The sequence below is a fragment of the Microbacterium timonense genome, from assembly GCF_900292075.1.
GTDB classification, from domain to species: domain Bacteria; phylum Actinomycetota; class Actinomycetes; order Actinomycetales; family Microbacteriaceae; genus Microbacterium; species Microbacterium timonense.
Genome location: NZ_OLMV01000005.1, coordinates 18,835 through 40,489, shown reverse-complemented (window position 1 = coordinate 40,489; position 21,655 = coordinate 18,835). Strand labels below are relative to the sequence as shown.

15 protein-coding genes are annotated in these 21,655 nt (G+C 69.9%); 5 read left to right on the top strand and 10 right to left on the bottom strand.

The features are described from left to right. Nucleotides 1-19: 19 nt before the first annotated feature. The 9 genes from C9992_RS14030 to C9992_RS13990 all read right to left on the bottom strand — a co-directional run bounded on the left by C9992_RS14030 (nt 20) and on the right by C9992_RS13990 (nt 15,873). Nucleotides 20-1,177 (bottom strand): glycosyltransferase family 2 protein, encoded by a 1,158-nt coding sequence (locus C9992_RS14030; RefSeq protein ID WP_106816267.1) that lies wholly within the window; start codon nt 1,175-1,177, stop codon nt 20-22. Then, nucleotides 1,170-2,621 carry a lipopolysaccharide biosynthesis protein gene (locus C9992_RS14025; RefSeq protein ID WP_106816266.1) on the bottom strand — a complete coding sequence of 484 codons (1,452 nt, stop codon included), beginning with the start codon at nt 2,619-2,621 and terminating at the stop codon, nt 1,170-1,172. Before C9992_RS14025 ends, C9992_RS14030 begins: the two co-directional genes overlap by 8 nt. A gap of 14 nt (nt 2,622-2,635) precedes the next feature. Then, nucleotides 2,636-4,843, bottom strand: a complete 2,208-nt coding sequence (locus tag C9992_RS14020) for a glycosyltransferase (RefSeq protein WP_106816265.1) — start codon at nt 4,841-4,843, stop codon at nt 2,636-2,638. Then, entirely contained in the window at nt 4,836-5,954 is a 1,119-nt protein-coding gene (locus tag C9992_RS14015; RefSeq protein WP_106816264.1) for a DegT/DnrJ/EryC1/StrS family aminotransferase, read from the bottom strand. Before C9992_RS14015 ends, C9992_RS14020 begins: the two co-directional genes overlap by 8 nt. Further along, on the bottom strand, nt 5,951-6,577 hold the full coding sequence (locus C9992_RS14010; protein ID WP_106816263.1) for a NeuD/PglB/VioB family sugar acetyltransferase: 627 nt from the start codon (nt 6,575-6,577) through the stop codon (nt 5,951-5,953). The genes C9992_RS14015 and C9992_RS14010 overlap by 4 nt, the downstream gene beginning before the upstream one ends. After that, nucleotides 6,577-7,719 carry a DegT/DnrJ/EryC1/StrS family aminotransferase gene (locus C9992_RS14005; protein ID WP_235008244.1) on the bottom strand — a complete coding sequence of 381 codons (1,143 nt, stop codon included), beginning with the start codon at nt 7,717-7,719 and terminating at the stop codon, nt 6,577-6,579. The genes C9992_RS14010 and C9992_RS14005 overlap by 1 nt, the downstream gene beginning before the upstream one ends. Then, the gene (locus tag C9992_RS14000) at nt 7,716-8,711 is read right to left on the bottom strand and encodes an NAD-dependent epimerase/dehydratase family protein (RefSeq protein ID WP_106816262.1); all 996 of its coding nucleotides are present in this window, start codon (nt 8,709-8,711) and stop codon (nt 7,716-7,718) included. Before C9992_RS14000 ends, C9992_RS14005 begins: the two co-directional genes overlap by 4 nt. Continuing rightward, complete coding sequence (locus C9992_RS13995) at nt 8,708-9,769, bottom strand: Gfo/Idh/MocA family protein (protein ID WP_106816261.1); 1,062 nt, start codon at nt 9,767-9,769, stop codon at nt 8,708-8,710. The genes C9992_RS14000 and C9992_RS13995 overlap by 4 nt, the downstream gene beginning before the upstream one ends. 62 nt (nt 9,770-9,831) lie before the next feature. Continuing rightward, nucleotides 9,832-15,873: a DUF4082 domain-containing protein gene (locus C9992_RS13990; RefSeq protein ID WP_160150893.1), complete on the bottom strand. Its 6,042-nt coding sequence runs from the start codon at nt 15,871-15,873 to the stop codon at nt 9,832-9,834. Nucleotides 15,874-16,196: 323 nt separating this feature from the next. Between C9992_RS13990 and C9992_RS13985 the strand changes: the two genes are divergently transcribed. Next, on the top strand, nt 16,197-16,793 hold the full coding sequence (locus C9992_RS13985) for an acyltransferase (RefSeq protein ID WP_106816259.1): 597 nt from the start codon (nt 16,197-16,199) through the stop codon (nt 16,791-16,793). Nucleotides 16,794-16,847: 54 nt separating this feature from the next. Here the strand turns inward: C9992_RS13985 and C9992_RS13980 are convergent, their stop codons facing one another. Then, the gene (locus tag C9992_RS13980) at nt 16,848-18,008 is read right to left on the bottom strand and encodes a glycosyltransferase (RefSeq protein WP_106816258.1); all 1,161 of its coding nucleotides are present in this window, start codon (nt 18,006-18,008) and stop codon (nt 16,848-16,850) included. A gap of 145 nt (nt 18,009-18,153) precedes the next feature. On the opposite strand from C9992_RS13980, the gene C9992_RS13975 reads away from it, so the two are divergent. From C9992_RS13975 to C9992_RS13960, 4 genes are all read left to right on the top strand, one after another. Next, entirely contained in the window at nt 18,154-18,417 is a 264-nt protein-coding gene (locus tag C9992_RS13975; RefSeq protein WP_106816257.1) for a glutaredoxin family protein, read from the top strand. 86 nt (nt 18,418-18,503) lie between these two features. Further along, a complete protein-coding gene (kynA, locus tag C9992_RS13970; RefSeq protein ID WP_106816431.1) occupies nt 18,504-19,337 on the top strand; it encodes a tryptophan 2,3-dioxygenase in 834 nt (277 codons plus the stop codon). Further along, the gene (locus C9992_RS13965) at nt 19,337-20,317 is read left to right on the top strand and encodes an amidohydrolase family protein (protein ID WP_106816256.1); all 981 of its coding nucleotides are present in this window, start codon (nt 19,337-19,339) and stop codon (nt 20,315-20,317) included. Before kynA ends, C9992_RS13965 begins: the two co-directional genes overlap by 1 nt. After that, on the top strand, nt 20,304-21,593 hold the full coding sequence (locus C9992_RS13960) for a kynureninase (protein ID WP_106816255.1): 1,290 nt from the start codon (nt 20,304-20,306) through the stop codon (nt 21,591-21,593). Before C9992_RS13965 ends, C9992_RS13960 begins: the two co-directional genes overlap by 14 nt. Nucleotides 21,594-21,655 lie beyond the last annotated feature (62 nt).

The window sequence follows — 21,655 nt, the reverse complement described above, 5'->3', positions numbered from 1 at the left end:
CCGCATCGGTTCCCCGCTCTCACACACCCGACACCATCCATCGCACGTGGTACCGCTCCTGCCGCCACCGACGCCGCACGCGGCGGACCAGCGCCGCTAGTGTCCGCCTGCGCGGAACGTCAGCCCCGCGGAGCAGACGCCGATACTCGCGCGACGACGCGACCTCGGCGCTGACATCCCGCGCGTACCGGAGCAGATCGTCTGTCGCGGCCCGTGAGCGACCGCGGTCGGCTGCGGCCGACGCGAAACGCAGCGCGTCCTCGGCGAGGCCGCGCCCGGCCAGCGCGCGCAGTCGCGAGCGGTCCGGCTCGGCCAGCGCCTCCAGCGCGTGCTCGAAGGCGAGCCGGCGCGCCTCGAGATCCACGAGCGTTCCTGCCCCGTCGGTCTCGCTCATGCTGGCCGCGTGCTCCCGGTGGAGGGCCTGATCCGCGCCGCCGATATAGCCGATGTCGGACACCGCGGCGGCCCGCAGCGAGATCTCCATGTCGGGTGCGTAATCGACCGCGGTATCCATCGGCCCGGATTCCCTCAGGAACGTCGCGCGGATCACCATCTCGGGGTTGGTGATGGCGCTGACCCCCAGTCGGCACCGCTCGGCGAGCCAGTCCCGTCCCTCCCACACCGACCAGCGGACGGCGGCCACCCGGCCCGTCGGAGGCACATTCGTCGCGAAGTGCCTGGGGTGACCGTAGACGAGCCCCACTGTCGGGTTCGCCTCGAAGAGCGCGATCGCTCGTGACAGGGAGCCGGGCGTCAGCAGATCGTCGGCGTCCAGCTTGACGACGAAGTCGCCGCTCGAGGCCTCCCAGCCCGTGTTGAAGGAGCGAACGTGACCGGAGTTCACCGGATTGACCAACAGGCGCACCCGCGGATCAGTCTCGGCCAGTCCGGCCGCGACCTCTCGGCTGTCATCCGTGGACCGGTCATCGACGATGATCACCTCGACGTCGACGCCGTCCTGCGCCAGCGCCGAGCGGACGGCGTCGGGGAGGAACCGTGCGTAGTTGTAACAGGGGATGATCACGGATGCCCGCGCCCGCACGACCGGGGTCGTGCGCGGCGCCCTGCCCGAGCGGATCGGGCGCGGAGCGCGAGGCGACGACCACGCGAGCAGCCGGTGGACCGGCCCATCGAGCGCGTGGTCCTCCTGGAATCGCAGCCACCTGGACTCACTCATCGGATGCCTCCGCGATCGCGCTGACGCGTCCGGCCCGGATCGCACGGATGTGCGTGCGCAGCCACGGCCACATCAGCGCGCCGTACACGAGCACGGCCGCGCATCCGCCGACCAGGAGCTCCAGGAGCGCGCCGGGCAGCAGTGCTCGCGCACCCAATGCCGCGAGCACCGCGGGCACGGTGGCCAGGGTCGGCCACCAGGCGGCGCGGACGAACTCGCCCATGCGAACGCCGGTGCCGCGCAACGCGATGGCGTAGGCGGGAAGGATCACGAGGACCGCGACCACGACGTGCACCCATCCCGCGCCGACGATGCCGTAGGCGTGCGTCGCGAAGATCATGCCCACCGTGATGACGACGAGCCACACGATCTGGATGATGAGCACCCCTCCCGATCGGCCCCGCGCATAGAGGTAGCCGGCGAAGATGTCGAACACGACGCGCAGGCTGCCGTACACCCCGAGCGCCGCCAGAACCGGAGCGGCGGGCAGCCACTTGGCGCCGTACACGACCTCGATCACCGGAGCGGACAGGGCCGCAAGGATGGCGCCCGCCGGAAGAGCCCCGGCCCACGCGACGGCGGTGAGAGCGGCCAGACCTCTCCCGCCCTCGGTGGATCGTGAGAAATAGGGCAGCGAGATCGATCGGACGACCTGGGCCAACGCACTCATCGGCCAGCTCGAGATGTTGAACGCCAAGACGTAGTATCCGAGCGCCGTGGCGCCGGCGACACGTGCCAGGACGATGTTGTCGACGTTGAGCAGTCCCCACGACAGCATGTTGGCGGCCGCGATGGGCAGGCCGAAGGCCAGAACCGGTCCGACGATCGAGCGGTCGATCCCATAGCGCGGCTTGACACGGGCGAGGAGGAACTGCAGGGATGAGGAGACGATCTGTGCGGCCACGCGGCCGATCGCCAGACCCAGCACCCCGAAACCGAGGCCGATGAGGGTCAGTGTCACCACGGTCGACACGATGAAGTCGGCGACGCCGATCACGAACATCTCCCGCTGCTGGAAGCGGCGCTGCAACATCGCGTACGGGACCACCGACGCGCCCGCGAGCGCGAGCGTGAAGGCGAGGACGGCGATGGCGGGTGCCGCCTCCGGGCTTCCCAGGAGATCGGCCAGCATGCCGCTGGACAGTACCGTGATCACGGTCATGGTCGTGCCCATCGCCAGGCCGAGGGTTGCGACCGTGGGGGCGATCCGATCCGGCTTGTCGGAGCGGATGAGGTCGGCCGACAGGCCGAGATCGGCGACCGTGATCAGGATGGACTGGACGGTGAGCGCCACCGCGTAGACGCCGAACTGCTCCGGGCTGAGGATCCGCGCCAGGATGATGCCGACGAGGAGGCTGCCCAACCGCAGCACGATCGTGCTCATTCCGCTCCACGCGGCGGCACGGGTCGCCTTCGCGCGCAGCCCCGGGTCCTGTTCGGTCATCCCCTCCCCCCTCGTCACGATCCACCCGCGTGGTCGTCGGCGTCATTCACCCACACGCGTACGGTCTCGCCGTCCCACAGGCGCCCGAGTCGCTCCTCCAGCTCGCGGGGGGCACGATGCCAGCGTCCGCCTTCGCCGATGCGCTGCTCGATGCGGGTCTCATCCGTCTCGCCCACGAGCACCAGCACGAGGCTGTCGTCCAGATGGGACGGCTCGAGGTAGGCGGCGCCGACAGCACTGGTCACGACGACCGCGCGTCCCGAGCCCAACACGCCGGCGAGCACGCGCTCGTTCGCACCGTGGCGCAGGCCGTGAGGCACCTCGGTGGCCGAGGCGTCCGGGAGAGTCGCGCGGCCGACCCGCACGAACGCGGCGTCCGTGCCGTCGTTCACCACCGCTGATTCGGCGCGTGAAGCGACCGCGTCGTCGACGAGCAGTGCGACGACGACATCCACAGGCATCCCACCCAGCAGCGTCGACATCGCGGTGCGGTCCGGCTGTTCCGTCGTGCCGCGCACGCGCGACCATTCGCGACCGATGCGACCGGCAACACGGCGACCGAGCCGCACACCGCGACGGGCGACGACGGACAAGCGCGGCCGGCTCTGACCCGCGCCTCCGGGCGCGAGGTCGGCGGCGCCCGGTTCGGCGAGCCCGGCCACGCGGGTGGCGAGCTCCGGCTGCCCTGCTGCCTCGAGCTCTCGGCCGAACTCCGCACGCCAGTCCTCCCACGCCGGCTCGGAGCGGCCGTGGACCGAACGGCGCACGGGACGATCGGCGAAGCTCACCGGGACGCCGGCCAGTCGCGAAACGACCCACCGCGTACGGTCGAGCTCCGGATGACGGATGCCGGGATGCCGCTCGGCGAGCTCGAGCGCCTCGCCCGGCTTCCCCTCGCACAGCACGGCACGCAGGAGCGCCGCCCATTCGACGGGATCCGGCTGGGACGCCCCGTGCGCGCGGACAACCACCCCGGTCGAGTACTCCAGTATCCGCCGGGCGCGCGCCGGGTCGCCGCGCATGAGCCAGCTGCGCGCGACACCGTACGCCGCGGCAGGCTCGAAGTGCATGTTGAGGACCTGCGCGAACTGGTCCAGCGCCAGCTCCGGACGCCCTGAGCGCAGCAGCTCCTGCCCGGAGGCCACGAGGATGCGATCCACGCCGGCCGGAGCGACCGGGCTCACCGCTGCCTGCGAGTCCGCCCGCTCGAGCACGAGAGGACCGAAGAGGTCGCGTTGGAACACCCGCTCCCCGCTCTTCGCCTGACGGCTCAGGTCGTACCATTCGCGGATCTGCGAGCGGTTCTCGATCGAGTGCCGCGAGTGCGCGAGCTCCTGGCCCGACCGCGCGATCCGCTCACGCAGCGCCTCGTCGCCGAGCACCTGCTCCACCTTGTCCACGACATCGTCGGTGTCGGCGAAGATGCAGTTCTCCATGTCGACGAATCCCGCCGCCTCGACCGCATCCGTCCGCTCGGTGAGCAGGATCGCGCCGGCCGCAGGGATCTCGAAGTGCTTGCGCACCAGCTCGTCGGCGATCGTCCCGCAGGTCGGCACGATGAGGGCCGAGCTGAGCGACCGCGCGTACGCCTCTCCGCTGGGCATCCCCGCCGCGGCATCCCGGCCGAACCATCCCGCATGCGGCAGGGCGCGTACGGGGAACCGCTCCGCGAGGACACGGTCGACTCTCACACGCCACGGGTAGTTCGTGGCGCGGCTGCCGCTGAGGAGGATCGTCTGCGTCTTGCCCTCCGGGTAGGAGTGGAACACCGACCGGTCGGCGAAGTTCGGCCACACGTACGTGCGATCGCCGATGTCGGGGGTGTACCCGGTCGCCGACGCCGCTATGGTGAAGAAGGTCTCCACGCCCCAGTCGTCCATGTCCGAGAGGAAGACCGAGCGGGTCAAGCAGTACGCGTCGGCGTCGAGAAGCCCGATCTTCGGGATCTGCGGATGAGTATCGGTGCGGGTGATCGAGCGATCCGGCCGCGCATACACCCCGGACTCGAACAGTGCCACGTCGGGGCGGACACGGTCCACCACCTCGTCGTAGTCGCAGTTCTCGGTGATGACCGTCACGTCGAAGAACTGATCCAGACACCGGACATGATCGTCGAAATGACCCCGGATGAACTCCGGCAGATCGTTGTCGTTCAGGCGGAAGAATGCCAGACGCGGCCGTGCAGCCGCGTCTGCAGACTCTGCTCCCGCGCGTTCAGTCATGGCCCCGCGTCGACGTGGACAGTTCGCGGACCACCCGCTCCTGCTGGTCGCTCAGGAGGTGCGGGAACATGGGCAGCGAGAGGATGCGCTGAGCCGCCGCCTCCGCCACCGGGAACTGCCCGCGGCGATAGCCGAGCCCTTCATAGGCCTCGGTGAGGTGCACCGCCGTGGGGTAGTGGATGCCGGCGCCGATCCCCGCCGCGGTCAGTTCCGACAGCACCCGGTCGCGCTCGTCGACGCGAACGACGTACAGGTGCCACACGTCCTCGTTTCCCGGGCGCGTATTCGGAGCCCGCACGCCCGGCACCGCATCGAGGAGATCCGCGTAGCGGGCGGCCACCGCGCGACGTGCCTCGTTCCAGCCGTCGAGCCGGCGCAGCTTGGCGCGCAGCACCGTGGCCTGGACGGCATCCAGCCGGGCGTTCATGCCGATGTGGTCGTGGACGTACTTGACCGAACTGCCATGAGCGGCCAGTTTTCGAACGAGCGCGGCAGCGTCGGCATCGTCGGTCATGACCGCGCCGGCATCCCCGGCCGCGCCGAGGTTCTTGCCCGGGTAGAAGCTGGTCGCCGCCACACGGCCGAGCGACCCGGCGCGTCCCGCTGTGCCCGACGCCCCCTGCGCCTGCGCGGCATCCTCCACAACGTCCAGGCCGTGCTTGGCAGCGATCGGCATGATCAGCTCCATGGGAGCGGTCTGACCGAACAGGTGCACCGGGGTGATCGCCCGAGTGCGCGACGTGATCGCCGCTTCGATGGCCTCGGGATCGATCAGCAGGTACTCGTCGTCGACGTCGACGAACACCGGCACTGCGCCGATGCGGGAGGCCGCCTCGGCCGTTGCGATGAAGGTGTTCGCGGGCATGATGATCTCGTCACCGGGACCGACCCCGATCGCCCGGTACGCCAGCTCCAGCGCGTCGGTGCCGTTGGAGACACCGACGACGTGGTCGACGCCGATGTACTCGGCGTACTCCCGCTCGAACGCCTCGACCTGTGGGCCGCCGATGAAGGAGGCGGCGCCGAGCTGCTCCTGCCATACGGGGAGGACCTCGTCGGCGATCTCGGCCTGCTGGGCCGCGAGGTCGAGGAAGGGAACCGTGGTGCTCACGCTCGTGCTCCGATCTCGCGAGCGGGCACCCCGGCCCACGTCGCCTCCGCGGGGACGTGCTCCAGCACGACGGCCCCCATTCCTACCGTGGATTCGGAGCCTATCGCGAGCCCCTGTCGCACGGACGCATTCATTCCGAGGTACGCCGCCTCACCGACCTGGACCGTCCCGCCGAGAGACACCCCGGCCGCGAGCGTCGCGAAGTCGGACAGCACGTCGTCGTGCGTGATGGTGCAGTTCGGCATGATCACGACGTGCCGGCCGATCGAGGCGTCCGCGGTCACGACGACTCCATCGAGCAGGATGCTGCCGAACCCGACGTCGCTCGATGCGCCGATGCGGGCGGACCGTGCGACGAAGGTGGCGTAGCGATCGTCGCCGACGCCCCGCCGACCCAGCCGCGCGACGAGCGCGCGGCGCGCCTGGCTGGGGCCGACGCAGACCAGCAGCGACTCCGTGCGCGCGGACGCGTCGTCGACGGCCCCGACCACGGGGATCCCGGCGATGTGGGTGCCGTGCAGTCGCGCGTCATCGTCGAGGATGCCGACGACGCCGGTGATGCCCGCTGCGAGCACTTCGCGCGCCAGGCCGCTCGCCCCGACGAGCAGGAGTCCGTCCGCCACTACGCCGCCTCGCTCGGAGAACGGAGAACGGTGATCACGCGATCCTGGTCTGCCGCCGTGAGCTGGTGGAACACGGGCAGGATCAGCGTGTTGTCGTTGAGCTGCTCGGTGACCGGAAGACCACCCTCGGGAACGAGATCGCGATAGGGCGGCTGGCGGTGGGAGGCCATGATGCCTCGCCGGGCCGAGATGTCGGCGCGGGCGAGCGCTTCGAGCAGACCGTCGCGATCGGTGGGGTACTCCTCACCCACCTCGACCCAGAACGACTGGAAGTTGCCCGTGCCGTACTCCGGGTCCACCACGGCGCGCAGTCCCTCGATGCTCGCGATGGCCTCCTGATAGCGCGCGGCGATCTCGCGGCGACGTGCCACGATCTCGGGCAGCCGCCCCAGCTGCACGAGCCCGACGGCGGCCTGCATGTCGGTCATCCGGAAGTTGAACCCGACCTCGGTGTACTCCTCGGCGGGCGGCAGCACGGAGTTGTGGCGATCCGCGGCCGAGACGCTCATGGCGTGCTCACGCAGATGACGGGCCCGGTCGGCCCAGTCCGGGTTCGACGTCGTGATCATGCCGCCCTCGCCGGTCGTGAGGAGCTTCCGCGGGTGGAACGACCAGGCAGCGATCTCGGCCCCGGCTCCCACGGGACGGCCCTTGTAGGTCGAGCCGGCGCCGCACGCGGCATCCTCGATGACGACGATGTTGAGCTGGTCGGTGAAGGAGCGGATGTCGTCGATGTCGACGGGCACGCCGCCCTGGTCGACGGCGATGACCGCCCGCGTCTGGGGCGTCAGCGCTTCGGCGACGGTGTGGCCGGTCACGTTGCCGGTGACCGGGTCGACGTCGGCGAAGACCGGGTTCGCGCCGACGTAGCGGACGGCGTTCGTCGTGGCGATGAACGAGAACGACGGCACGACGACATCGTCGCCGGGGCCGATGCCCGCCACGATCAGTGCCAGATGCAGGGCCGTGGTGCAGCTGCTCGTCGCGACGGCGTACCGGGCCTGCATGGCCTGCGCGAACTCCTGCTCGAAGCGCGCGACCCGCGGTCCCTGAGCGACCCAGCCGCTGGCGATGGCTTCGGCCACCGCATCCGCTTCCTCCTGGCCCAGCCACGGCACCATCACATTGATGCGTCCGCTCATGCGACGCTCACCGCCCGTCCGGCGGCGATCTCCTCGCGCAGCGGCCGCCACCACTCGACGAGCTGGCGCAGGCCCTCGTCGAGGCCGATGGTCGCCTCGAAGCCGAGGTCGCGCTTGGCGGCGGAGGTGTCGGCGAGCCGGCGGACGACGCCGTTGACGGCGCGCTCCGGACCATGCTCGACGCCGAGGTCCGATCCCATGACTCGCAGCAGCGCCTCGGCCAGTTCGAGCAGGCTGGTCTCGGTGCCGCTGGCGATGTTGTACGTGCCCTCGACGATGTCGCTCTGTGCGGCGAGGACGTTGGCGCGGGCGATGTCGGGGACGCACACGAAGTCCATCGTCTGCCGGCCGTCACCGAAGATGAGCGGAGGCTTCCCGTCGGCGATCCGCTCCATCCAGCGGACGAGCACCTCGGTGTACAGGCCGTGCACGTCCATGCGCGGGCCGTACACGTTGAAGTACCGCAGCAGCACGTAATCCAGACCCTGCATGGCACGGAAGCTGCGGATCAGGCCCTCGTTGAAGGTCTTCGCCGCCCCGTACAGCGTGTCGTTGTTCTCGTGGTGGTGACGCTCGGTCGTCGGGAACTCCTCCGCCATGCCGTACACCGACGCGCTGGAGGCCGCGATGAGCTTCTTCACGCGGTGCCGGGCGGCGGACTCGACGACGTTGAAGGTGCCGTCGACGAGGACCTCCAGCGCCAGGCGCGGCTCCTCCGCGCACTGCGTGATGCGGATGGCCGCCTGGTGGAAGACCACGTCCTTCCCGGCCGTGAGATCGTCCACGAGCTTCGCGTCGCGGATGTCGCCGTCGACGAGCTGGACCCGGCCGCTGGCGAGGGCCCCGTCGAGGTTGGCGCGGCGGCCACGGACGAGGTTGTCGAGCACGTCGATGTGGGCCGCCCCTGCGTCCAGCAGCTGGTCGACGAGGGTGGATCCGATGGTCCCGGCGCCGCCGGTGACGAGGATTCTGGCGCCTTCGAGGTTGGTCATGCTTCCTGTACTTCCTTGATGTAGGACTCGACGGGGCTGGGCGACCCGGAGGCGCTCAGGCTCGCGGAGGCGGCTTCGAGCACCGACAGCACGCGGAGCCCGGACTCTCCGCTGGTGCGGGCGGCGCGCTCCTCGCGGATGGCCGATGCGAACTCGCCCGCCACGTTCGCGAGTGCTTCGCGCTCAGGCAGGGCGGGCGCCCACGTGTCGCCGAGCCGGTAGGAGATGTTCGCGGCGCGCGTGTCGGCCGTCTCCTTCGACTGCAGCGCGAGGTCCACGCCGCGGTCGTAGACGCTCACGCGCTGCTGCGGGTTGAGGTCGTCCCAAACGAGCGTCCGCTTGGTCCCGCCGATGACCATCTGCCTGATCTTCGTCGGGCTGAGCCAGTTGACGTGCACGTGTGCGATCCCGCCCGCCGCCAGCGGCATGGCGAGGTAGCCGATGCAGGCCTTCCCGGTACGCAGCGGGTCGGAGCCGTGCGCCGAGACGGAGGCCACATCCAGGCCCCCCGGCAAGATGAAGTCCATGATCGACAGGTCGTGCGGCGCGAGGTCCCAGAAGACGTCGACGTCGGGCTGGATGAGACCGAGGTTGATCCGGACGCTGTCGACGAACAGGATGTCGCCCAGCGCGCCCTCCTCGATGAGCTCCCTGATCTTCAGCACGGCGGGTGTGTAGCAGTAGGTGTGGTCGGCCATCAGCACCAGGCCGTTCTCGCGCGCCCGCTCCACCATCTCGGTGCCCCGCTCGCGGGTGTCGGCAAGAGGCTTCTCCACGATGACGTGCTTTCCGGCATCGAGCGCGGCGAGGACGATCGCGTGGTGCGTCCGCGCCGGTGTGGCGATGGCGACGGCGTCGATCGCCGGGTCTGCGAGCACGTCGTCGAGACTCGACGTCACGGGCACGCCGCCGACGCTGTCGGCCGCGCGCTGTGCGCGCTCGATGTCGAGGTCGCAGATGGCGGCCAGGTCCCAGTCGGGCGATGCCCGGAAGTTGCGTGCCAGATTCGGGCCCCAATAGCCGGCGCCGATCACGGCAGCGTTCAGTCGCGTGGACACGACGGAATTCCCCCTTCTATCCCGGTCCCCGAACCGGGCGTCACTTCATCCGTTCGTTGCGGTCAGTTGTCGGGGTCGAAGACGACATCGACCCAGTATTTGTTGCTGTTCGTGCTGGTCGGACTGGATGTTCCGTATCCCGCAACGCCCCCATTGGCGACTGTAGACAACGGGCCCGCTGTCACGGAAGAGGCCAATGCGTTGCTCGTCACGGCGTACCGCCCCGAACCGCTGTACACCGTCACGCGATACTCCGTGCCCACCGTCAGCCGCACGGGTGTGGACAGCACTGCAGTCTGCCACCCGGAGGAGGTCTCGTTCTGGAAGGTCACCTGCGCGAGGATCGTCCCGGTGGCGCTGCGCAGATACCCGGTGTGAGAGCCGGTGTTCTGGCTTCCCTTGTAATAGCGGATCGTCGTGACCACGCCCGGTGCGCTCGTGCGCAGGCGTGTTCCCACCTGATAGCCGAGGAGCGCCGTGGCGTTCGCGTTGCTCGGCGTGCCCGTCGTGAACAGGCTCACCTGATCCTGCTTGGCCATGGTGGTGAACGACCACGTGCCGCCCGGCACGGCGGTGCCGTTGGCGGTGACCGTGGCGGTGTACGTCTTGGTCCAGTCCAGTGGCGTCGTCGGCGTGAAGGTGACCACACCGGTCCCGGAGTTGAAGGCGGACGTGCCCGCGACCGTCGTCGCGCCGAGTTTGAGCGAGAGTGAGGCGTTCACTGCTCCGGTCAACGTCGCCGTCACTTTCGCAGTCGCAGGGTCGACGGTCCCGGCGCCTGCCGTCGGCGTCGTCGCGGTCAGCGTCGCGATCGGGAGCGTCGAGAACGACCAGGCTCCATCCGCCACCGCCGCACCGTCAGCCGTCACGGAAAGCGCGTACGTCTTGCCCCATTGCAACGTTGCCGCGGGGACGAAGCGCACGACGCGCGTGGACGGGTCGAAGCTCGATGTCCCGGAGACCGCCGCGCCGCCGCTGGTCAGCGTCATAGACGCCGCCGTGGCATCGGCCAGCGTGGCCGACAGCGTTGCCGTGGCGGGGTCGACGTTGGTCGCCGACGGAGCCGGCGTCCGCGCCGTGATCGACGGGGCGGCCGTCGTCGAGAAGGACCACGTGCCGTCGGCGACCGGCTGGCCGCCCGCCGTGACGGCGACCGCGTAGGTCTTCCCCCGCTCGAGCGGCCCCGTCGGGGTAAAGCTCACGACTCCCGTGGCGACGTCGAAGCTGCTCGTGCCGGGGACGGCGCTGCCGCCCGTCGACAGCGCGATCGTGGCCGAGGTCGCGTGGGCGACCGTCGCATTGATCGCGGTCGTCGTCGAGACCCCGGTGGCCCCCGCGCCCGGCGTCCGTGACGACAGGCTCGGGTCCGACGGTGGCACGACGGTCGGCGGAGGCCCGAAGTCGATCTCGACGTCTGCGAAGTACGCCGTGGCGCCCCAGCTGGACGTCGGGAAGCCGCCGTTCGAACCGTAGAAGAAGCGCCCGTTGTCGATCGACGGCCCGGTGATGTCGCCGGAGACGCGAGGCTGTGAGAAGTAACCGCTGGTGTGACCGTAGCCGCCATTGGGAGCGAAGTACGAGACGACGTAGGTGATGCCCGGCTTCACGAGGACGGGTGTGTCCAGCGCAGCCCGCTGCCAGCCCGAAGCGGATTCGCTCTCGAACGTGACGCGAGCAAGCTCTTGGCCGGTCGAGCTCCACAGCGTTCCGCGGTGCGTCCCCGTCGCGCCTTCCCCCTTGTAGTAGCGCAGAGCCATGACATTGCCCGCTCGGGCCACCGTGAACGCGGTGCCGAGCTCGACCGGGTCTGTCTCCGGCACGGACGCGACGGTCGGCGACTCGTTGGCGAACAGGGTCTGCACCTCCCCGGATGCGGGCGGTCCCACCGACTCGAACGTCCAGGACTTCAACGCCAGACCGCCGAGCGTCACCGTGGCCGTGTACTCCGTGGCATATGTCAGCGGACTGTCGGGGACGAACGACACGGTGCGCGTCACCTCGTTGTAGTCGGCGTCACCCGCGACCTCGGCGCCGCCGGCGACGAGGCTCAGCCCGACCGTCTGGCCGCCCGGGTCGCGGTTGAGCGTCGCCGCGATCGGGGCGTCGACGGCCACTGCGGTGGCCGCGTCCGCCGGCGACGTGGACTCCACCGTCAAAGGCGTCTCCCCGCCCGGTGAGGCGGCGACGAACTCGAGGTCCACGAAATAGTTCGTCGAGTTCCACGACTCCGTCGGCATCGCCGCCCCGTCGCCATAGCGGTACACACCGTTGGCGGGGCTGACGGCCGTGAGCGGACCCGACGACACGGGTGCCGCGAAGTAGCCGCTGGTGTAGGAGTATCCGCCGCGCGGGGCGAGGTAGGACACCGTATACACTTCGCCGGCGGTGAGCGCGACCGGCTGCTGGAGCACCACGCGCTGCCAGCCGCTCGACGTCTCCGAGATGAACGTGGCCTGCGCCAGACGCTCACCGGCGGCATTCCATATGGAGCCCACGTGGGTGCCGGTGTTCGCGCTCGACTTGTAGAACCTGATGGCCGTCGCCGTGCCGTCGACCGACGTCTTGAACGACATCCCGAGTTCCACCGACGCGGTGTCGGAGGCTTCGGTCTGCGTCGGCGTCGCGGCACCGAGGAGCGAGAACATCGTCGCCGAGCCGACGGCCGTGAAAGACCAACCGACATCGGCGCCTGCGACGCCCGACTCGGAGACGATGCCGGTGATCGTCACGGATACCTGCGCCCAGGACGGGTACGGATCAGCGGGAGTGAAGTTCAGCGTCTTCTTGTCGCCCGACAGTGTCCAGGAACCCGCGACCGTGCTGCCGTTGGCGGTGACCTTGCCCGTGTAGCCGCTGCGCAGCGCCCCGCTGAACGTCGCGGAGATCGGCGCGTTCGCCGCCACGCCGGTGGCGCCCGCAGCCGGAGACGCGCTCGTCAGTGCCGGGCTGTCTCCCAGCGGCTGGAAGACGACGTCCACGCCGTAGTCCGTGGTCGAGCTCTGCGTCGGGAACCCGTTCGAGTAGGTGAAGACGGAACCGGATGCCGCGACAGTGAGAGGCCCACGCGAGTACTCCTGGGCGAATGCCGCAGGGGTGGCGGAGTACCCGCCCTGTGGGGCGCGATACGACACCACGTAGCGCACCCCCGGCTGCACGGTCACCGGAGTGGACAGGTTGGCCTTCTGCCAACCGGAGGCTGACTCGTTCGCGAAGTCCACGGTCGCCAGGGGGGTTCCCGCGTCGTCCCACAGGGTGCCGACGTGGGCACCGGTGTTGCCCGGTCCCTTGTAGAACTTGAGTGCGGTGATCTTCCCGGGGACGCCGACCGTGAACCCGACACCGAGGGTGACCGACGAGGTGTCGGAGTCGCTCGGGATCGCGGGCACCCGGCTTTCGTCGAACAGGCTGCACGGGCACTGCCCGTCACCCTGGCCCTCGGCACGTGTCGTGAACGTCCACCCGGAGTCCGGCGCCAGCCCCACCCCCGCGGCATCCTGCGCCACCGGGGTGACCGTGTATGCGGTGCTCGGCGCGTACTGCGCGGTCGGGACGAACCGGATCACCCTGGTGGTCTCGTCGTACGTGACCGTTCCCGGCACGGTCGTTCCGGACGGGTCCTTGATGGTCAGCCCGACCGATTCGGGCGTCGCCGGCCGGGTCAAGGTCGCCGTGACCGGCGCGTCGAGCGCAACGCTGGCGGCCCCCGCGCCGGGGGTGCGCAGCTGAATGCGCAGAGGCGAGGTGTCGGACTTGGTGAATTCCACGTCGACGAAGTAGTTCGCCTCGGACCACGTCGACGTCGGGAACTGCCCCGGCTGCCCGTAGACGCCCGCGGTGTTCACCCCTGTCGCCGAAGTCACCTTGACGGGCGACGAGGGTCGCGCGTTGTAGGGCCAGTAGCGCTCCTGGTATGCATACCCGCCCTGTGGTGCGGTGTACGACACCGTGTAGGTCTGCCCCGCGATGATCGGCACGGGCGAGGAGAACTGTGCGGTCTGCCAGCCGGTCGCCGACTCCGTCGGGAAGGTGACGGTGGCCAAGCGCGAACCGGAGGCGTCCCACAGCGACCCGACGTGCTGGCCGAGGTTCGCGGCTCCCTTGTAGAAGCGGACGCCGCTGGCATAGCCGTCGACCTCTGTGGAGAAGCGCAAGCCGAGTTCCACAGCCTGGCTGTCGTCCGTCGATGCGACAGCGGGGGTGGCGTTCCCCAGCGCTGAGTAGGGGCCACCGACCGTGATCGATCGGCTGGTCCCCGTCGGCGAGTAGTTCGCACTGTCGTCGATCGCCCGCGCCTTGATCGTCTGGGCGCCGTCGCCCTGCTGCACGTAGGAGAAGGTCCACGACGTCGTCCCCTCGGCCCGGCGCCAGGTCGCGCCTCCGTCCGTGGAGACTTCGACGCCGGCGACGCGGCCGCCCGCGTCCGATGCGGTACCGGTCACCGTGACCGCAGTGCCGTTGGCGATCGCCTGACCGGCGGCCGGCGAGGTGATCGTGGTCGTGGGCGCGGTGGTGTCCGTGCTCTTGGTGGCGGCGAACAGGTCGGACATCAGTGTCGAGGGCTGTGCCCCCATGTCGGCGAGGAGGTTCACCGTCGCCTGCTGGATGCGCGAGTCCGACGTGTTCTGTCGACCGTCATGCACGTCGTCGAGACCCCAGCCCCAGCGGATGGTGCCTGCCGAGAAGACCAGCGCACCGCTGGGCGCCCGGTACAGGGTGATGTGGTGGCGGGTGGTGCCGGCGGCCACCACGTTGCCGTAGTCGCGCAAGTACTGAGTGGTCGGCGCTACCGTCGTGGACATACGGATCAGGCCCGCCGGGCGGAAACCGTTGTCGACGTCTTCGTTCGTCTCGTAGCCGAGGATGCCGTCGCCGAGGCTGGCGGTGGTTCCCGAAGCCAGATTCGACAGGCCGGTGTTGCGCCAGACGCGGAGTTTGCCCTCCTCGGCGCCGACGGTCAGCGAGGCGTCGATGTCGTTGACCATGTACATCGTTCCGACGAGCGCGTTCTCTGGGCTGTGCGCCCCCTGCGCCGACGTTGCGTAGCGGGGGTCGCGCCAGGTTCCTGTCCACTGCGTGTCGGGGTCGATCTTGCCGTACGCCCATGTCTCCTTGTAGGTGACCAACGTGCGGTATGGGGTGTGGGAGTCGTCGGCGGAGGGCTCCCACCGGACGCGCCAGTATCCTTCGTTGCCGGTCAGGAACTGGAAGTTCACGCCGGCGTCGCGCGCCGCCTCCATGTTGGCGCGCTGCGCGCCCGACCAGTACTCATCGTGGCCGACCGAGAGGAACACCTTGTGGTTGAGCAGCTCCGAGCCGCGGCGATCGGTGTCGATGTCGGTCGTGTAGCTGACGTCGTACCCGTTGCGCTCGAGGAAGCGCACGGTCGGGTACTCGGAGTCGAAATAGAAGTCGCGCTGCGTGTCGCCCGACGGCGAGTTCATGTCGGTGGAGTCGCGGGTGACGAACGGGCGGTTGTAGCTCAGCTTGTAGGCGCGGTTGTTGGCGCCGCCCTGGTAGAAGTTGGCGCCGCCGTAAGTGTTGTAGGCGTGCCAAGTGGTGTCGGAGGTCTGGAAGAAGATGTCCGAGGTGTTGCCGTCGTTGCGCACGATGAACGTGATGTGGCTCGCGTCGCCGTTGGTGCGGGTCAGCTTGGCGATGTAGACGCCCGAGACAGCGGTGGGCGGCACGTTCCAGGACGCCGAGACATGCCAGGTACCGCAGTCGTAGAGCCCCGTGCTCAGTTCCGACACGCACTCGGGCTGATCCTGCGGCAGCGTCGCGGTGACCGGAACGGAGGTGATGAAGCGTGCGCCGAGGCCCTGATACCAGCCCGTGCGGTAGATGTCGATCGTGTAAGAGGAAGCGTCCGTGTCGATCTTGAAGTCGATCTTCTGACCCGCGTTGACGGAGATGTCGGTTGCGAATCCCTGGATGCTCGCGTCCCCTGCGCCGTCGATATCCCAGATCTCGGGATCCGTCCCCGTCTTCTGGTTCTCGCAGACGATCGGGTTGACGTTCGCGCCGCACGGGCTGGCCGCCACGGCCGACGGTGTCGGAGCGAACGCGACGAACAGCGCCGCGATGAGTGCGGTGATCGCAGCCACTGCGGCTGCGCGCGCGCCACGGGACCACCGAGGACGCGGTTGGATCGTCCCCAAAGCCATGTTCGTCATAATCCCCAGTCCCCGCTGACGCCGCGGTCATCGAACGCCGCGACCCCCGTCGCAGCGTGAGCAAGGCACCTCGCGCCTGATTCCCCATGGCGCAACGGTGACCTGTATCCCCGCGGGCAGTATATCCTCATGCGGTCCCTTCGTGAGGGATGATCTCGGCAGACCTTTACCCACTCCTGAGGGAGACCGCCCAGAGGTCCCTGATACATCTCGTGAGAGAGATGCCCTTTCCCACCGACACGAGGAACCGTGACATGACGGACGCACCTGTGATCCAGCCCTCCGCGGATGTCGCGGACTCCGCCCGACTGGGCCCCCGCACGCGCGTGTGGCACCTGGCTCAGATCCGCGAGGGCGCCCGCCTCGGCGCCGACTGCAACATCGGCCGAGGCGCCTATGTCGGACCGGACGTGGTGATGGGCGACAGCTGCAAGCTGCAGAACTACGCGCTCGTCTATGAGCCGGCGCGCCTGGGGGACGGTGTGTTCATCGGCCCGGCGGCGGTCCTCACCAACGACGAGTTCCCGCGCGCGGCCAATCCCGACCTCACACTCAAGAGCGCGGACGACTGGCACGCCGTCGGTGTGACGATCGGGGATGGGGCGTCCATCGGGGCGCGAGCGGTGTGCATCGCACCGGTGACGATCGGCGCGTGGGCGCTGGTGGCCGCCGGTGCCGTGGTCACCAAGGACGTGCCGCCGTATGCGCTCGTGGTCGGAGTTCCCGCGCGCCGCATCGGGTGGGTGGGCCGCATCGGCAAGCCGCTGGTGCAGGACGGCGACGACTGGGTCTGCCCTGAGTCCGGTGAGCGGTACGTGCAGGAGGGCGAGACCCTCCGTCCCGCCGGCTGACGCGACGGCCCCCAGACGCCGACCGGGCCGGCGAGTCCGGGCCGGCGCCGCGACCTACAGCTCGCCGGGCGCGCTCGCCTGCGCGTCGAGCTCTTCGACGAACCGCCGCGCGCGACTGGGCGCCGCACCCGGCTTGCGCGGCGCGTAGACGACGAGCGAGTGGAACATGAACCGCACGAAGAACGCCACGATGAGCGTGATCGCGGTGGCCAGCACCGCCGAGATGTGCCCGGTTGACACCATGACCGCGACGATCGGGATGCGGATCAGCGCCTCGGCGTTGTTGAACGCGAACGACTTCGCGAACCGCTGCCAGACGCCCGAAGCGCTCTCGCGCATGTCCTGGAAGACGAACCGCTCCTGCAGCAGGAAGTTCCCGATGATGGTCGCCTCTGCCGCGATGATGGCCGCGACGATGTAGTCGACGCCGATGTGCGTGAGCGCCCACACGATCGCGACGTTGGCGACGGCGCCCAGGCCTCCGATGATCGCGAACAGCGACATCTTGCCGAAGCGCAGAGCGGTCAGCTGGGTGAGGAAGTGCACGCCCTGTCGCACCGAGGCCTTCGACTGGCCGGCGTGACGATCGGCGAAATCGAAAGGCACCTCGGCGACGCGCATGGGCCGCCGGGCGAGGATCTCGAGCAGGATCTTGAACCCGCGCGGGCGCAGCTGGGCCGCGTCGATCGTGCGCCGGTCGATCAGGAAGAAGCCGGTCATCGGGTCCGAGACGTCCTTGAGCCGGATCGGGAACATCGCGCGCGTCACCGCGGTGGACGCCTTCGACACCATGACGCGGGTGCGGTCGGCGAGGCCGGTGGAGGTGCCCCCACCGGCGTACCGCGATGCGATCACGAGGTCGACGTCGCCCCGCGAGAACCGGCGCCACAGCTGCGCGATCTCCTCCGGGGGGTGCTGCAGATCGCCGTCCATGACGAGGCACGCGTCGGACTCGGCCGCCGCGATGCCGGCCATGACCGCGCCACCGAGACCGCCCACCGGTCGGTCGCGATGGATGAGGCGCACCGGCAGCGAGGCGGAGGCCGCCACCTCCCTGATGACGTCGGGGGTGTCGTCGGTGCTGTCGTCGACGAAGATGATCTCCGTCTCGCGGGGCGCCCCCATGCGGCCGTCGACGACCGCCGTGACGCGGCGGACGAGCTCCGCGATATTCGGAGCCTCGTTGTACGTCGGCACCACGATGGACAAGAGCATCGCCGGCTATCCTCCCATGCGGCATCCCGACGCCGGGAACCGGTCCAGCAAACCCTGGGGAGACGCACGGCCGGTGCACGGTTCACCGCCGCTGGGGAGGAGCCGCGGCGGCCCTCGCCCCGGATTCCCACGGAAGAATGGAAGGATGACCTCCCCCACGTCTGCCACGATCACGATGTTCGGCGCCGACTGGTGCCGTGACTGCGTCCGCACCAAGAAGCAGCTCGACGAGCTCGGCATCTCGTACACCTATGTGGACCTCGTCGCCGACCCCGCTGCCGCCGAGGTCGCCCGTGACATCTCCGGCCGCACCAACATCCCGGTCGTCGTCTACCCGGATGCCTCGCACCACGTCGAGCCGTCCAACGCCGACGTCGAGGCGAAGCTGCGCGCACTCTCGCTCATCTAGGTCACGGGTGGGGTGCTCGTTACGCTGAGCAGGTGAGCGACGAACGCCGGCGGCCCAGCGGGCCGGAAGGCACCGAGAGCAGCAGGATCGCCCGTGACATCGAAGGATCGGTCGTCACCGACTTCGAGGACCGCATGAGCTACGGCGGCTACCTGGACCTCACCACGCTGCTGTCGGCCCAGCGGCCGCTGAGCGACCCGGAGCACCACGACGAGCTGCTGTTCATCGTGCAGCACCAGACCACCGAACTGTGGCTCAAGCTCGTCCTGCACGAACTCGGGGCCGCCCAGCAGCTGCTGCGCGAGGATCAGCTCGCGCCCGCCCTGAAGTGCATCGCACGGGTCAAGCACATCCAGAAGACCCTCACCGAGCAGTGGTCGGTGCTGGCGACGCTGACACCGGCCGAGTACGGGCAGTTCCGGGACGTGCTGGGCAACGCCAGCGGCTTCCAGTCGGCGCAGTATCGTGCGGTGGAGTTCCGGCTGGGCAACAAGAACGCCGGCATGCTGCGCGTCTTCGCCTCCGACCCGCCGGCGCAGGCGCTCGTCAAGGCGGCGCTTGACGCCCCGAGTCTCTACGACGAGTTCCTCCGGCTGCTCGCGCGTTCCGGCTACCCGATTCCGGCCGCCGTGCTCGAGCGCGATGTCACAGCCCCCTGGACGTACACGGCCGAGCTGGTGCGGGTGTTCGTCGACATCTACCGTGATCCGCAGACACATTGGGCGGCCTACGAGACGTGCGAGGAGCTGGTCGATCTCGAGGACAACTTCCAGCTCTGGCGCTTCCGGCACCTGAAGACCGTGGAGCGGATCATCGGCCTGAAGACCGGCACCGGCGGGTCCAGCGGGGTGCCGTTCCTGCAGCGGGCGCTCGATCTGACGTTCTTCCCCGAACTGTACGCCGTGCGGACGGAGCTGTGATGGCGCACGACCCGCACGCCCTGCGAGCGCTCCTCGGCCCCGAGGCGGCGCTGTGCCGGCGCGCCCTCACCGGAGAGGCCGGGGTGGCTCTTCCCCCGTTCACGGACCACCACGTGCACCTGCATCTCATCGACGAGACGCGGCTCGCACCCGGCGGCATCGCCGGGGTCCTCGACCTGGGCGGCGACCCGGTGGAGCTGGCCCGCCGCGAGCCGCACGGCATCCCGCGGGTGGCGTACGCCGGCGCCTTCCTCACCGCGCCCGGCGGGTACCCGGTCGGACGGCCGTGGGCGCCCGCGTCGATCACCCGCGAGATCGCCGATCCGTCCACCCACCCCGGTGTGCCCGGCGGTGCGGCCACCGCGGTCGACGAGCAGGCCGCGTTCGGGGCATCCGTCATCAAGGTCGCGCTCAACAGCACCGCCGGGCCGGTGTTCGACGCCGCCACGCTTGAGGCCGTCGTGACGGTGGCTCGCGAGCGCCGTCTTCCGGTGATCGCACACGCGGAGGGCGAGGGGATGCCGCAGCTGGCGCTGGACGGCCGCGTGCAGGGGTTCGCGCATACGCCGTTCACCGGTTACGTGGGCCGGGCGTTCACGGCGCACGCCGTGGCCGCCGGGCAGGTGTGGATCTCGACCCTCGCCATCCACCGCGACGACCCCCAGGCGGCGGAGTTCGCCCGCGTGAACCTCGCCGGTTTCGCTGCGGCCGGCGGCCGGGTGCTGTACGGCACCGACCTCGGCAACGGAGACCTGCCGGTCGGCGTGAACCCCGACGAGGTCGCCGCACTGGATCGGGCCGGCGTGCGCGGCGCCGCCCTCGTCGCCGCCATGGCCGACCCGTGGCCGTCGGCCGAGCGGCCGGCGGGAGTCTGCACGTTCGTCCCCGGCCCGCCACCGTTGCAGCTGGACGACGTCGCGGACTGGCTGCGGGGCGCGACCGTCGTGCCCACGGAGGAGCTCATCCATGACGATCTCTGAGGCCGATGCGCTCGAGGCCGAGGCATCCGCGCTCGACGCCGACGATCCGCTCCGCACCTATCGCGACGCGTTCGTGGGGGCCCGGACGTCGCTGGTCTACTTCGACGGCAACTCCCTCGGCCGTCCGCTGCGGGCGAGTGTGGAGCGTCTGGCCGCGTTCGCCCGTGACGAGTGGGGCGGGCGCCTCATCCGCGGCTGGGAGCCGATGCCGGGCGCGGAGTCCGAGAGCGCCCCCGCGGACGACGTTCCTTGGATGCAGCTGCCGTTCGCGATCGGTGACACGATCGGCCGCGCCGCGATCGGCGCCGCGCCGGGTCAGACCGTCGTCGGTGACTCCACGACAGTGCTCCTCTACAAACTCGTGCGCGCCGCCTTCGACGCCGCGGCGGCGGCCGATCCCGGCCGGCGCGAGATCGTCGTCGACCGCGACAACTTCCCCACCGACCGGTACGTCGTGGAGGGCATCGCGGCCGAGCGCGGCGGGCGGGTCCGGTGGATCGACGTCGATGTGACGGCGGGCGTCACGGCGGACGCGCTGCGCGGTGCGGTCGGTCCCGCGACCGCGGTCGTGGTGCTGTCACACGTGGCCTACCGTTCCGGGTATCTCGCGGATGCCGCGACCCTCACCCGCATCGCGCACGACGCCGGCGCACTCATCCTGTGGGACCTGTGCCACTCGGCAGGGTCCGTTCCGGTGGAGGCGGACGCCTGGGACTTCGACCTCGCGGTCGGCTGCACGTACAAATACCTCGGAGGCGGTCCGGGATCCCCCGCGTTCGCCTATGTCGCGTCACAACTGCAGGGCCGCCTCACCCAGCCGATCCAGGGATGGATGGGGGCGGCGGATGTCTTCGCCATGGGGCCGGAGTACCGCCCTGCCGAGGGGATGCGGCGATTCCTCTCGGGCACGCCGCCGATCGTCGGGATGCTGCCGATGCAGGACACGCTCGCCCTCGTCGAAGAGGTCGGCATCGAGGCGATCCGGCGCAAGTCCGTGGCTCTGACCGAGTTCGCCGTCCGTGCGGCCGACGAGCTGCTCGTCCCGCTGGGTGTGGCAGTGGCATCGCCGCGCGACCCGTCGCTGCGCGGCGGACACGTCACCCTCTCGCACCCGGCGATGCGGGCGGTCACGGCGCGGCTGTGGGCGCAGGATGTGCTGCCCGACTACCGCGATCCGGGAGGCCTGCGGATCGGACTGTCCCCGCTGTCCACCTCGTTCGCCGAGACCCTCGCCGGGCTGCGGGCCGTCGAGGCCGCGGTGCGGGCGGAATCCTGAGACTGGCCGGTACGGCAGACGTCGCACCGGCCTGACGGTTGCCGGGAAGGCCCTGACCTACA

Coding starts and splice junctions, on each gene's coding strand:
- C9992_RS14030 (WP_106816267.1), bottom strand. CDS start 1,177: ATGAGTGAGTCCAGGTGGCTGCGATTCCAGGAGGACCACGCGCTCGAT.
- C9992_RS14025 (WP_106816266.1), bottom strand. CDS start 2,621: ATGACCGAACAGGACCCGGGGCTGCGCGCGAAGGCGACCCGTGCCGCC.
- C9992_RS14020 (WP_106816265.1), bottom strand. CDS start 4,843: ATGACTGAACGCGCGGGAGCAGAGTCTGCAGACGCGGCTGCACGGCCG.
- C9992_RS14005 (WP_235008244.1), bottom strand. CDS start 7,719: ATGAGCGGACGCATCAATGTGATGGTGCCGTGGCTGGGCCAGGAGGAA.
- C9992_RS14000 (WP_106816262.1), bottom strand. CDS start 8,711: ATGACCAACCTCGAAGGCGCCAGAATCCTCGTCACCGGCGGCGCCGGG.
- C9992_RS13985 (WP_106816259.1), top strand. CDS start 16,197: ATGACGGACGCACCTGTGATCCAGCCCTCCGCGGATGTCGCGGACTCC.
- C9992_RS13980 (WP_106816258.1), bottom strand. CDS start 18,008: ATGCTCTTGTCCATCGTGGTGCCGACGTACAACGAGGCTCCGAATATC.
- C9992_RS13975 (WP_106816257.1), top strand. CDS start 18,154: ATGACCTCCCCCACGTCTGCCACGATCACGATGTTCGGCGCCGACTGG.
- C9992_RS13965 (WP_106816256.1), top strand. CDS start 19,337: ATGGCGCACGACCCGCACGCCCTGCGAGCGCTCCTCGGCCCCGAGGCG.
- C9992_RS13960 (WP_106816255.1), top strand. CDS start 20,304: ATGACGATCTCTGAGGCCGATGCGCTCGAGGCCGAGGCATCCGCGCTC.